This is a genomic window from Caulobacter sp. FWC26, assembly GCF_002742645.2.
Classification (GTDB): Bacteria; Pseudomonadota; Alphaproteobacteria; order Caulobacterales; family Caulobacteraceae; genus Caulobacter.
Genome location: NZ_CP033875.1, coordinates 833,723 through 844,875 on the forward strand (window position 1 = coordinate 833,723; position 11,153 = coordinate 844,875).

The 11,153-nt window shown below is 63.8% G+C and carries 12 protein-coding genes, 1 tRNA gene and 1 pseudogene; 10 read left to right on the forward strand and 4 right to left on the reverse strand.

Annotated elements, in window-relative coordinates; all coding sequences use genetic code 11:
- Nucleotides 1–111: 111 nt before the first annotated feature.
- From CSW63_RS05490 to nusG, 4 genes are all read left to right on the forward strand, one after another.
- Nucleotides 112–528 carry a hypothetical protein gene (locus tag CSW63_RS05490; protein ID WP_062099025.1) on the forward strand — a complete coding sequence of 139 codons (417 nt, stop codon included), beginning with the start codon at nucleotides 112–114 and terminating at the stop codon, nucleotides 526–528.
- Nucleotides 529–1,001: 473 nt separating this feature from the next.
- A tRNA-Trp gene (locus CSW63_RS05500) sits at nucleotides 1,002–1,077 on the forward strand.
- Between the two features lie 98 nt (nucleotides 1,078–1,175).
- Complete coding sequence (gene secE / locus CSW63_RS05505; RefSeq protein ID WP_062099021.1) at nucleotides 1,176–1,496, forward strand: preprotein translocase subunit SecE; 321 nt, start codon at nucleotides 1,176–1,178, stop codon at nucleotides 1,494–1,496.
- Nucleotides 1,497–1,506: 10 nt separating this feature from the next.
- The gene (gene nusG / locus CSW63_RS05510) at nucleotides 1,507–2,064 is read left to right on the forward strand and encodes a transcription termination/antitermination protein NusG (protein ID WP_062099019.1); all 558 of its coding nucleotides are present in this window, start codon (nucleotides 1,507–1,509) and stop codon (nucleotides 2,062–2,064) included.
- Between the two features lie 69 nt (nucleotides 2,065–2,133).
- On the opposite strand, the gene CSW63_RS05515 is transcribed toward nusG, so the two are convergent.
- Together CSW63_RS05515 and CSW63_RS05520 are read right to left on the reverse strand one after the other, a co-directional pair.
- A complete protein-coding gene (locus tag CSW63_RS05515; RefSeq protein WP_062099017.1) occupies nucleotides 2,134–2,424 on the reverse strand; it encodes a DUF1330 domain-containing protein in 291 nt (96 codons plus the stop codon).
- 24 nt (nucleotides 2,425–2,448) lie between these two features.
- Complete coding sequence (locus tag CSW63_RS05520) at nucleotides 2,449–3,513, reverse strand: alpha/beta fold hydrolase (protein WP_062099015.1); 1,065 nt, start codon at nucleotides 3,511–3,513, stop codon at nucleotides 2,449–2,451.
- Between the two features lie 139 nt (nucleotides 3,514–3,652).
- Here CSW63_RS05520 and CSW63_RS05525 point away from each other — a divergent pair, with 139 nt between their 5' ends.
- Nucleotides 3,653–4,342: an FABP family protein gene (locus CSW63_RS05525; protein WP_062099013.1), complete on the forward strand. Its 690-nt coding sequence runs from the start codon at nucleotides 3,653–3,655 to the stop codon at nucleotides 4,340–4,342.
- Here CSW63_RS05525 and CSW63_RS05530 read toward each other — a convergent pair.
- Together CSW63_RS05530 and CSW63_RS05535 are read right to left on the reverse strand one after the other, a co-directional pair.
- On the reverse strand, nucleotides 4,339–5,121 hold the full coding sequence (locus tag CSW63_RS05530; protein WP_099502733.1) for a hypothetical protein: 783 nt from the start codon (nucleotides 5,119–5,121) through the stop codon (nucleotides 4,339–4,341). The genes CSW63_RS05525 and CSW63_RS05530 overlap by 4 nt on opposite strands.
- Nucleotides 5,122–5,251: 130 nt before the next feature.
- Nucleotides 5,252–5,518, reverse strand: coding sequence for a hypothetical protein (locus tag CSW63_RS05535; RefSeq protein WP_082749695.1), 267 nt, complete (start codon nucleotides 5,516–5,518; stop codon nucleotides 5,252–5,254).
- A 23-nt stretch (nucleotides 5,519–5,541) separates the two neighbouring features.
- On the opposite strand from CSW63_RS05535, the gene rpsL reads away from it, so the two are divergent.
- From rpsL to CSW63_RS05560, 5 genes and pseudogenes are all read left to right on the forward strand, one after another.
- Nucleotides 5,542–5,913, forward strand: a complete 372-nt coding sequence (rpsL, locus tag CSW63_RS05540) for a 30S ribosomal protein S12 (protein ID WP_004624021.1) — start codon at nucleotides 5,542–5,544, stop codon at nucleotides 5,911–5,913.
- A 13-nt stretch (nucleotides 5,914–5,926) separates the two neighbouring features.
- On the forward strand, nucleotides 5,927–6,400 hold the full coding sequence (gene rpsG / locus CSW63_RS05545) for a 30S ribosomal protein S7 (RefSeq protein ID WP_099502731.1): 474 nt from the start codon (nucleotides 5,927–5,929) through the stop codon (nucleotides 6,398–6,400).
- A 114-nt stretch (nucleotides 6,401–6,514) separates the two neighbouring features.
- On the forward strand, nucleotides 6,515–8,593 hold the full coding sequence (gene fusA / locus CSW63_RS05550) for an elongation factor G (RefSeq protein ID WP_062099009.1): 2,079 nt from the start codon (nucleotides 6,515–6,517) through the stop codon (nucleotides 8,591–8,593).
- Nucleotides 8,594–8,713: 120 nt separating this feature from the next.
- A complete protein-coding gene (gene tuf, locus CSW63_RS05555; RefSeq protein ID WP_010919120.1) occupies nucleotides 8,714–9,904 on the forward strand; it encodes an elongation factor Tu in 1,191 nt (396 codons plus the stop codon).
- Between the two features lie 228 nt (nucleotides 9,905–10,132).
- Nucleotides 10,133–11,115 (forward strand): annotated as a pseudogene (locus CSW63_RS05560) (sensor histidine kinase).
- The last annotated feature ends 38 nt before the right edge of the window (nucleotides 11,116–11,153 follow it).

Here is an 11,153-nt window from a genome sequence, read left to right on the forward strand (position 1 = left end):
AAACATACGAACCCATTTTTCAAAAATGGCGAAAATAAGATTGCCGCCCTCCGAAACGAAGCGCAGACTTCGGTTTGCTTCGTTCGCGAAGCCAACGATACGGAGGAACGTATGCGGGTTAGGTTCATAGGGGCCGCCGCGGCGGCCGGTCTGTTAGCGTTTGGTTTGGCTGGTTGCAGTGAAGGCGCGAAGTCCAAGGTGGCGCAGGCGCAACAAGTTGTCGTGGAAGGCTCGCCTGTCACCGCGTCGGGCTGTGTCCGGCCGGTCGAGAACACCAATTGCCTGGTCGTGAAGGGGCGAGGCGGCGGCTATTACGACATCAGTTCGGCAAGCCCGGCCCCCGATCTCAGCAAGGGCGTGGCGATTTCCCTGCAAGGCAAGGACATGGGGAAGAACACGCAGTGCGGTCGTGAGCTGACGAACGTGAAGTGGTCGTATCTGGGCATTCAATGCGGCGCCAGCATTCCGTCCAGCGCCACGACCTCGACAGATAAGGACGCATCGGCCAAGCCGGGCAAGGCTGGCTAGCGCTCGATTAAGGCGCTCCGCCGCTTTCTTGCGGCGGGGAGTGCGTTCAGGCCTCGCCGGAACCTGGATCCGTCCGGGTTTCCGGTGAGCGGGTGCTCTCTGCTGCGCCCTTTGGCTCAGTGGCTGGACGGGGCGCCTCGCCTGAACGCGCCGGGCGCATGTTTTCATGCTCCACCTCGCGATTCGAGGCGCGGTCCGACGTGGGAGGATTCGATACGGTAGGCATGAGCCGGAAACGCGCCAGAGCCTTTCAGGATCCCCATTGTCAGAGCTCGTGTCGGCTGGCGCAGGCGTCCGCAGGCCGAGACGAGCCGCGCAAAGTCGTCAATCCGTCGCCCCCCGCTTGCCGGGCGGGTGCGACCCTGCTAAATGGCGCGGCTCTGGCGACAGAGACAGGCGCGCCGAGGCTTGAAGGCTTCCGGCGCGCTGTCTGTCTCCGGATGTCCGTCGGCCCGAAAGGGCGGTCGGTCCGCAGGAGTGTAGCTCAGCTGGTAGAGCATCGGTCTCCAAAACCGAGGGCCGGGGGTTCGAGTCCCTCCACTCCTGCCACTATATGTTTCCGACGGGTCGGTGTTTCGGCCCGATCGTTTTGGCCACCGGGTCGCTTGTCGACCTGGGTCATTTAGAAAGTCGTGAGCCTCAAGAGCATGGCCAGGAAACCGGGATCCAGCCCGTCCGCGATGAAGAACCGCGCCGCCAAGACGGCCGCGGCGATGGCGCCTGCGGGCGCCGGCGCGACGTCCGGCGCGGCCGCCCCCGCCCCGAAGAAGCGCACCAACCCGGTGCAGTTCTTCCGCGAGGTTCGCGCCGAAGCGCGCAAGATCACCTGGACCACCCGCAAGGAGACCTGGATCACCTCGGTGATGGTCTTCATCATGGTGGTGCTGGCTTCGCTGTTCTTCACCGCCGTGGACGGCGGCATTGGCTTCGCCATCAACCAGCTGCTCAAGCTGGCGACCGCGGGATAAGATAGAGACGATGAGCACCGAAACCGCGTCCAACCCGAACCACAAGTGGTACATCGTCCACGCCTACTCGAACTTCGAGAAGAAGGTGGCCGAGAGCATCCGCGAGCAGGCCAAGAACCAGGGCCTGGAAGAGAACTTCTCGGAAATCCTCGTCCCGACCGAAGAGGTCGTCGAGATCCGCCGTGGCCGCAAGGTCAACGCCGAGCGCAAGTTCTTTCCGGGCTATGTCCTGGTGAAGATGAACCTCTCGGACGAAGCCTACCACCTGATCAAGAACACGCCGAAGGTGACGGGCTTCCTGGGCAGCGGCTCCAAGCCGATGCCGGTCTCCGAGAAGGAAGTTCAGCGCATCGTCGGCGCCATCGAGGAGGGCGTCACCGCCCCCAAGGCCGTGGTGCTGTACGAAGTCGGCGAAAACGTCCGCGTCACGGATGGCCCGTTCGCCAGCTTCAACGGCTCGGTGGAGTATGTCGACGAAGAGAAGTCGCGCCTGCGCGTGACCGTCTCGATCTTCGGCCGCGCCACGCCGGTCGAGCTGGAGTACAATCAGGTCGAAAAGATCGCCTGACTTTCTTCAGGCCTGCTGACATCGAAAGCCCCGCGTCTTCACGGCGCGGGGCTTTTTTCTTTGGGCCGCTCAGTCGCAGCCATCCACAAGAACTAGGCGGCCATCGGTTGCCGCGTGGCGTACAGCAAAAAGGGCCTTGGACTCAGGGTCTGACAAAAAGCGCTGCGCGTCCGCCCGTGATGGGAATTCCAGAATCACCAGCCGTTCCGGCGCCCAATCGCCTTCGATGATGGTCGGCGACTCGCCGCGAACGATGTAGCGCCCGCCATGTCTCTCAATCAGCGTCGGGATCGCCGTGACATAGGGCATGAAGCCTGCTGCATCGCGGATAGCGAAGTCCAGAACGAGATAGGCCTTCATAGTAGCCTCCGCCTCAAGCTAGCCCTACTGCGCAAGCAGCTTGGCCAGATCCGCCTTCCAGAACTTCGCCGCCGTATGCGTGCCATGGCCCCTGGTTTCAGTCGACGCCGGGATCAGCACGAAGCGAGCCTTGGGCATGCGCTTGACGAGCTGTTCGGCGAGCCCGAGCTCCGGCGGATTGATGAAGTCGTCTGCGGAGTTCACCCACAGCACCGGCACGGTGATCTTCTCCAGGGCCGGGGAGGGGTCATAGTTCCGCGATGCGTCGATGTAGTAGAGCGCGTCATTGGCGTCGATCGCCCCGATCCGCGCGTTGAACGCCTGGTCCAAGGCCTTTTCGGTCGCCTCGCGCGTCGGATACTGAGCCTGCTGCGCGACAGGGTTCGCGCCCGCCAGGATCAGCAGGTCTATGACGGTGCGCAGGCCCGCCAGGGGCTGGGTCGTGTAGTTGCCGCCCATCCAGGCCGGGTCGGCGCGAATGGCGTCGATCGCCATTTTGCGCCACATGCGGTTACGGCCGGCCAGGGCGACGGCGTTGCACGCGAACGGCGCCAGGCGCTCGGCGAAGCCTGGATAGGTTTCACCCCAGACAAAGGCGTGCATGCAGCCCATCGAGGTTCCGAGGATCAGCTTCAGGCGCTTGACGCCCAGGCCCTCGACCAGCAGTCGATGCTGCAGCGCGACCATGTCGTCGTAGTCGTAGCGCGGGAAGGCCATGCGCAGCCCATCGCTGGGTTTGGATGATCCGCCATGCCCGATGTTGTCGGGCAAGATCACGTAGGTGGTCGCCAGGTCCAGCGGCTGACCGGGGCCATAGAGTTCATCGGCGAACATCGGGACCAGGAAGTTTCGGCCCGAACCGCCCGTGCCGTGCAGCACCATCACCGCGTTGTCGATCTCGCCCTTGGCGTTCCGGTGCGGCGTGCCCAGCGTGGTGTAGCGCATCCGCACCTCCGCCAGCGTCTCGCCCGATTTGAAGGCGACGTCTCGGGCGATGAAGTCACCGGTCTTTGTCGGCCACTCAGCGGCCTGCGCGGACCAGGGAAGGAACAGGGCGAGCGCCACGGCGGCGAGGATCTTACGGGTCATGGGGCGAGCCTAGGCCGGTGGCGCGGTCGGTCAAGATCGAGGCGGGCGACGCTCGGCGTCGCGATCTTTGCGTCCGTCGATTTCCTTGCCACCGAAAAGGCTCTAGACCCTGGCCAAGCTTGACCGGAGCCTGGACGCGATGCGCGATTTTCCCGACGACATCTTCACCGAACCGGAAGACGTTGATCCCGACACCCTCGCCAATCTGGGTCCTCTGCGGCGGCTGGCGGGTGTCTGGGAGGGTCTCAAGGGCGTGGACCTGAACCCGAAGGCCGACGGTCCCGAGCGTCGCGAGTTCCTCGAGCGCATCGAGATGCAGCCGATCGACCCGCAGGCCAACGGTCCGCAGCTGCTCTATGGTCTGCGCTATCACGTCCATATCGTGGCCTCTGACGAAGAGAGCACCTTCCACGACCAGATCGGTTACTGGCTGTGGGAGCCGGCGACGGGTCTGATCATGCAGACGCTGGCGCTGCCCCGGGGGCAGACGGCGCTGGCCGGCGGTCAGGCGTCGCCGGATGGAGCCGGTATTCTGGTGCGGGCCGAGCGCGGCGCGCCGGGCTACGGCATCTGCTCGACCGACTTCCTGGAGTGGGCGTTCCGCACGGACTCTTACGAGTTGGACGTTCGCTTCGAGGCCGACGGCGGCTGGTCCTATGTCTCGACCACGATGCTCAAGGTGCGGGGCCGAGACGAGCCATTCCGGCATGTCGACCGCAACACCCTGCACAAGGTCGCCGAACCCAGGCCCAACCCCTTGGCGCGGATCGCGACGGGAGAGGCGACTCTGGCCGAGGCGCACGGCTTCGTCACGCTGGCCGGGCGCTAGGGCTTTCCGCCGCCCTGCTTCTTCTGAAGCTCGAGGAATTTGGTCGCCCGCTTTTCCAAGTCCTGATTCTTGCGGATCTCGTTGACCACCGACTTGCGCTCGCGACCGAGGCCGTCCTGCTGCGCCCCGAGCACGAACGGGATTTCCTTCATCGTGCCTGGCTGGTCCTTGCTGCGGTGATCGACCCCGGGCCCCATGGGCGCATCCCGGTAGCGGCGACCGGACTCCTGGTCGGCGGCCTGGGCGTCGAGCATCCGACGCTTACCGGCGTCCATGCCATCCAGCGGTTGTCCCTTGGCCTTGGCCGCGCCGAAGCGCTCGTCGCATTTTTCACGCTCGCGGCGATTGAGACCGACGGCGTCGGCGCTGACGCAGCCGGTGGCGCTGTTGCGCAAGGCCGTGCGCAGGTCCCCGGCGCCTTCGCCCGGCAAGGGCGCGGGGCGGATGGCGACGCCGGGACGCGTCAGGCCCGAGGCCGGAACCTCCAGGGTTGGCGTTCCCGCAGGGACGGGCTGCTTGGGCGCACGAACCGTGAAAGGCAGGGCGGTGGGCGGTGCGGTCGCCGCGACGGGCGATGGACGCGGCCTTGGCGCTGCCTGAGGCGTCGGCCGTTCGAGTTCGAGCGTCATGATCGGCAGGTCGTCTTCCGAAAACGCCTGAAGCAGCGGGGGCGTCGGGATCGCCAGCCAGGCCAGCAGCGCGACGTGCAGCAGCAATGAGCCGGTGACGATGGCCGCGCGGCGCCGCCTGTCGACGCTATATCCTGTCCTGACGCTCACCCCTGCTCCTGCCCCTCGCGGGCCTCTTGCCACCTCCCCAAATGGCGCGTCTGGCGGCCAAGGCAAGCGACTCCCTCATCGGTGAAGCTGCACAGCTTCAAGTGGCGAAATCAGGGCCTGGATTGGGGCTTTAAGGCGGCGTTAACCGACGCGGGAACAGGCGGTTGACGCTGGACCACTTCGCGAGTAAATACCGCGCTCTTTTTCGAGGCGGCCGTTCGCGTCCGTCCTGATGAGCTTCCGTTCCTGCCGGGCTTTTTGTTTGGCCGGGAACCTGAACCCGCCGGTGTGCTTCCTGCGCTCCGGCGAGTTTCGTGTTTATCGGGTCTCTTAGCTGAGCCTTGAAAAGCCGAAAAACAAAGACAAGGACCTGAAGCGCCCCGGCCGAAAGGCACACGCTTCCATCAGAGCAGAGACTTAATGCCTACCATTAACCAGCTCATCCGTAAGCCGCGCTCTCCGAAGCCGGTGCGGAACAAGGTGCCCGCCCTGAAGGGCTGCCCGCAGCGTCGCGGCGTTTGCACCCGCGTTTACACCACGACCCCGAAGAAGCCGAACTCGGCTCTGCGTAAGGTCGCCAAGGTCCGTCTGACCACCGGCATCGAAGCCGTGTGCTACATTCCGGGCGAAGGCCACAACCTGCAGGAGCACTCGGTGGTGCTCATCCGCGGCGGCCGCGTCAAGGACTTGCCCGGCGTCCGCTATCACATCCTGCGCGGCGTCCTCGACACCCAAGGTGTCAAGGATCGTAAGCAGCGTCGTTCGCTCTACGGCGCCAAGCGTCCGAAGTAAGGAATAGAAGAAGATGTCCCGCCGCCGTCGCGCCGAGAAACGCCAAGTCCTGCCGGATCCCAAGTTTGGGGATCTGGTCGTCACGAAGTTCATGAACTACGTGATGTACGAGGGCAAAAAAGCCGTCGCCGAAAACATCATCTATGGTGCTTTCGACATCCTGGAAGCCAAGCGTAAGGACCAAGGTCCGCTTGAAACCTTCCACTCTGCTCTGGACAACGTCGCTCCGGCGATCGAAGTCCGCTCGCGCCGCGTCGGCGGCGCCACGTACCAAGTGCCGGTTGAAGTCCGTCCGGACCGTCGCCGCGCCCTGGCCATCCGTTGGCTGGTGACCGCCGCTCGTAAGCGCGGTGAAAACACCATGACCGAAAAGCTGGCTGGTGAGCTGCTCGACGCCTCGAACAACCGCGGCAGCGCCGTGAAGAAGCGCGAAGACACCCACAAGATGGCTGAAGCCAACCGGGCGTTCTCGCACTACCGCTGGTAACCTTTCTTATCAGCACTCTTTCAGGCGCGGGCGGTTTGAGATAAACCGCCCGCGCCGCACGTTTAATCCCGGTCGTGTCCGTCCTGGGCCGTCCCGTTTCGCAGAGCGATCGCTATGCCCCGCACGCATAAAATCGAAGACTACCGCAACTTCGGCATCATGGCCCACATCGACGCGGGCAAGACGACGACGACCGAGCGGATCCTTTATTACACCGGTAAGTCGCACAAGATCGGTGAAGTTCACGATGGCGCCGCCACCATGGACTGGATGGAGCAGGAGCAAGAGCGCGGCATCACGATCACGTCGGCCGCGACGACCGCTTTCTGGAACGAAAAGCGCCTCAACATCATCGACACCCCCGGGCACGTCGACTTCACCATCGAAGTCGAGCGCTCGCTGCGCGTCCTCGACGGCGCCGTGACGGTGCTTGACGGTAACGCCGGCGTCGAGCCGCAGACCGAAACCGTCTGGCGCCAGGCCGACAAGTACAAGGTTCCGCGGATCGTGTTCGTCAACAAGATGGACAAGATCGGCGCCGACTTCGACAAGTCGGTCGAGTCGATCCGCGACCGTCTGGGCGCGAAGGCCGTTCCGATCCAATTCCCGATCGGCGCCGAGTCGAACCTGAAGGGCCTCGTGGACCTCGTCCGCATGAAGGCCGTGGTCTGGGACAACGACGGCCTGGGCGCTTCCTACCGTGACGAAGAAATCCCCGCCGACCTGATGGACAAGGCCGTCGAGGCCCGCGCCTATCTGGTCGAGAACGCCGTCGAGCTCGACGACGAGGCCATGGAAGCCTATCTGGGCGGCGAAGAGCCCTCGATCGAAACGATCAAGAAGTGCATTCGTAAGGCCGTTCTGACCGGCGCGTTCTATCCGATCCTCTGCGGCTCGGCCTTCAAGAACAAGGGCGTGCAGCCCCTGCTCGACGCCGTCGTCGACTACCTGCCGTCGCCGGTGGACATCCCGCCGACCAAGGGCATCGACTTCAAGACCGAAGAAGAGACCACCCGTCTGGCCTCGGACGAAGAGCCGCTGTCGGTTCTGGCGTTCAAGATCATGGACGACCCCTTCGTCGGTTCGCTGACCTTCTGCCGCATCTACTCGGGCAAGATGGAAACCGGCATGTCGCTGCTGAACTCGACGCGCGACAAGCGCGAGCGCGTCGGCCGCATGCTGCTGATGCACAGCAACAACCGCGAAGACATCAAGGAAGCCTATGCCGGCGACATCGTCGCCTTGGCTGGCCTGAAGGAAACCCGCACGGGTGACACCCTGTGCGATCCGCTGAAGTCGCCGGTCATCCTGGAGCGCATGGAATTCCCGGCTCCGGTTATCGAAATCGCCGTCGAGCCCAAGTCGAAGGCCGACCAGGAGAAGCTGGGCGTCGCCCTGCAGAAGCTGGCCGCCGAAGACCCGTCCTTCACCGTCTCGACCGACTTCGAAAGCGGTCAGACGATCCTTAAGGGCATGGGCGAGCTGCACCTCGACATCAAGATCGACATCCTGAAGCGGACCTACAAGGTCGAAGCCAACATCGGCGCGCCGCAGGTGGCCTATCGTGAATCGCTGGGCCGCAAGGTCGACATCGACTACACGCACAAGAAGCAGACCGGTGGTACGGGCCAGTTCGCCCGCGTCATGATCACCTTCGAGCCGGGCGAGCCGGGTTCGGGCTTCGTGTTCGAAAGCGCGATCGTCGGCGGCGCCGTGCCGAAGGAATACATCCCCGGCGTCCAGAAGGGCCTGGAATCGGTCAAGGACAGCGGTCTGCTGGCCGGCTTCCCGCTGATCGACTTCAAGGCGACCCTGACGGACGGCAAGTTCCACGACGTCGACTCGTCGGTCCTGGCCTTCGAAATCGCCGCCCGCGCCGCCTTCAAGGAGCTGCGCGAAAAGGGCGCTCCGAAGCTGCTCGAGCCGATCATGAAGGTCGAGGTCGTGACGCCGGAAGAATATCTGGGCTCGGTCATCGGCGACCTGAACAGCCGCCGTGGCATGATCCAGGGGCAAGACATGCGCGGCAACGCGACTGTCGTGAACGCCTACGTCCCGCTGGCCAACATGTTCGGTTACGTGAACACCCTGCGGGGCATGTCGCAAGGCCGCGCTCAGTTCAGCATGGTCTACGACCACTACGATCCGGTGCCGCAACACGTCGCCGACGAAGTGATCAAGAAGTACGCCTAACTCTTTTCCCTCGGGAGAAGGTTTCGGTGAGAATTGGGAAGGGGCCGCATTTGGCCCCTTCCAGCCCACCCCAGAAGTTCAACCAATTAAAGGCCCCTCTGGGGTCCTGGAGCTAAGAAGATGGCCAAGGAAAAGTTCGAACGCACTAAGCCGCACTGCAACATCGGCACCATTGGTCACGTTGACCATGGCAAGACGACGCTGACCGCCGCGATCACGATGACGCTGGCGAAGTCGGGCGGTGCGACGGCGAAGAAGTACGACGAAATCGACGCGGCGCCGGAAGAAAAGGCCCGCGGCATCACGATCAACACCGCGCACGTGGAATATGAGACGGCCAACCGTCACTACGCCCACGTCGACTGCCCCGGCCACGCCGACTACGTGAAGAACATGATCACGGGCGCGGCGCAGATGGACGGCGCGATCCTGGTGGTTTCGGCCGCTGACGGCCCGATGCCGCAGACCCGCGAGCACATCCTGCTGGCCCGTCAGGTCGGCGTGCCGGCTCTGGTCGTGTTCATGAACAAGGTCGACATGGTCGACGACGAAGAGCTGCTGGAGCTCGTCGAAATGGAAGTGCGCGAGCTGCTGAGCAGCTACCAGTTCCCGGGCGACGACATTCCGATCACCAAGGGTTCGGCTCTGGCCGCCGTTGAAGGTCGTGATCCGCAAATCGGCGAAGAGAAGATCCTGGAGCTGATGGCTTCGGTCGACGCCTACATCCCGCAGCCGGAACGCCCCGTCGACATGCCGTTCCTGATGCCGGTCGAAGACGTGTTCTCGATCTCGGGCCGCGGCACCGTGGTGACCGGTCGCGTCGAGCGCGGCATCGTGAAGGTCGGTGAAGAAGTCGAAATCGTCGGCATCCGTCCGGTCCAGAAGACGACCTGCACGGGCGTCGAAATGTTCCGCAAGCTGCTGGACCAAGGTCAAGCCGGCGACAACGTGGGCGTGCTGCTGCGCGGCACCAAGCGTGAAGACGTCGAGCGCGGCCAAGTGCTGTGCAAGCCGGGTTCGATCACGCCGCACACCAAGTTCGTGGCCGAAGCCTACATCCTGACCAAGGAAGAAGGCGGCCGTCACACTCCGTTCTTCACCAACTACCGTCCGCAGTTCTACTTCCGCACGACGGACGTGACGGGCATCATCAAGCTGCGCGAAGGCGTGGAAATGATCATGCCGGGCGACAACGCCGAGCTGGACGTCGAGCTGATCACCCCGATCGCCATGGAAGAGAAGCTGCGCTTCGCCATCCGTGAAGGCGGCCGCACCGTCGGCGCCGGCGTCGTCGCGAAGATCGTTGAATAACGATCATCGCGACCATGCTTAGTTCGCCAGAAGCGCATCGCGCTTCTGGCGGGCCAAGATCGTTGAGTAATCCAACGATCTTCAGTGCACGCTGAACTGATCTAAGCGAAGGCCCCGGAGAGCATTCTCCGGGGCCTTTTGCTTGATGGGGCAGGCTTGGCCCTATGTCGGCTACCGGCTTGACGCCAAGGCACATTTCGCTGAGGAAATAACACCTCGGGGGAAAGCTTGACCGTTAGCACGCTCATTCGCGGAAAGGTCGGTGGCTATGTGTTCGCCATCCTGGCGACGCTAGTGGCCTGGGCGTTGCGCTATGCCCTGAACGACTGGTTCCCGCCGGGCTTTCCGTACCTGACCTTCTTCCCGGCGGTCGTCATCACCGCCTATTTTGTCGGCCTACGCCCGTCCATCTTGTGCGCGGTGCTGTCAGGGGTCACGGCCTGGTACTTCTTCATTCCGCCGTTCCATACCCTCAAGATCAGCTTTCCTACGACCGTAGCGCTGGCGTTCTACGGCTTCGTCGTGGCGGTCGATATCTTCTTCATCGACGGCATGCGTAAGGCCTTGCGACAGTTGGAGGAGGAGCGCGGCCGCTACGCGGCCCTGGCCGAGAGCCGGGACCTGCTCTATCGCGAGCTGCATCACCGGGTGAGCAACAATCTCCAGGTCGTGGGGCCCTGCTGCGGCTGCAAGGTTCGGGGATCCAGGATGAGGACGCTCGCCACGCCCTGGCCGAGGCCGGTGGGCGCATCGAGCTGATCGCAAAGATCCAGAGAGAGCTTCACAACGCCGTGGGCGAACCTGCGCCCTTCCGGACGTTCGCGGAGGTTGTTCTGGCGGGCGCCGCCGCCGCCGCAGGAGCGAAGATCCGGCTTGCCATTGAAGGCGGTGAGCACCCCCTTCATCCGGACCAGGCGACGCCTGTGACGCTGGTGATGCTGGAAAGCTTCAACAACGCCCTCGAGCACGGGTTTGGGGAAGGGGGCTCAGGTCGTGTTGAGGTCCGGTTGGACCAGTCCGGCCTGACCCATGTTCTCACCGTCCGCGACGACGGCGCGGGTCCTCCCGCCGATTTCGACCCCGCCCGGTCCAAGAGCTTGGGGCTCAGGATCGTCCGCGCCATGGCTCAGCAGTTGGGCGGCAAGTTTGAAATGGGCCGTGAAGACGGCTGGACGGTGTGCCGGCTAAGCTACGCGCCCAGGCGCGACTAGCCTTGCCAAGCACACACCCTGAGGCGCGGTCGCTCATC

What these genes read in the sequence shown, in the direction of transcription:
- secE (WP_062099021.1), top strand. Translation starts at nt 1,176, where the DNA reads ATGGCCAGGAAACCGGGATCCAGCCCGTCCGCGATGAAGAACCGCGCC.
- rpsL (WP_004624021.1), top strand. Translation starts at nt 5,542, where the DNA reads ATGCCTACCATTAACCAGCTCATCCGTAAGCCGCGCTCTCCGAAGCCG.
- fusA (WP_062099009.1), top strand. Translation starts at nt 6,515, where the DNA reads ATGCCCCGCACGCATAAAATCGAAGACTACCGCAACTTCGGCATCATG.
- nusG (WP_062099019.1), top strand. Translation starts at nt 1,507, where the DNA reads ATGAGCACCGAAACCGCGTCCAACCCGAACCACAAGTGGTACATCGTC.
- CSW63_RS05525 (WP_062099013.1), top strand. Translation starts at nt 3,653, where the DNA reads ATGCGCGATTTTCCCGACGACATCTTCACCGAACCGGAAGACGTTGAT.
- tuf (WP_010919120.1), top strand. Translation starts at nt 8,714, where the DNA reads ATGGCCAAGGAAAAGTTCGAACGCACTAAGCCGCACTGCAACATCGGC.
- CSW63_RS05490 (WP_062099025.1), top strand. Translation starts at nt 112, where the DNA reads ATGCGGGTTAGGTTCATAGGGGCCGCCGCGGCGGCCGGTCTGTTAGCG.
- CSW63_RS05515 (WP_062099017.1), bottom strand. Translation starts at nt 2,424, where the DNA reads ATGAAGGCCTATCTCGTTCTGGACTTCGCTATCCGCGATGCAGCAGGC.
- CSW63_RS05520 (WP_062099015.1), bottom strand. Translation starts at nt 3,513, where the DNA reads ATGACCCGTAAGATCCTCGCCGCCGTGGCGCTCGCCCTGTTCCTTCCC.
- rpsG (WP_099502731.1), top strand. Translation starts at nt 5,927, where the DNA reads ATGTCCCGCCGCCGTCGCGCCGAGAAACGCCAAGTCCTGCCGGATCCC.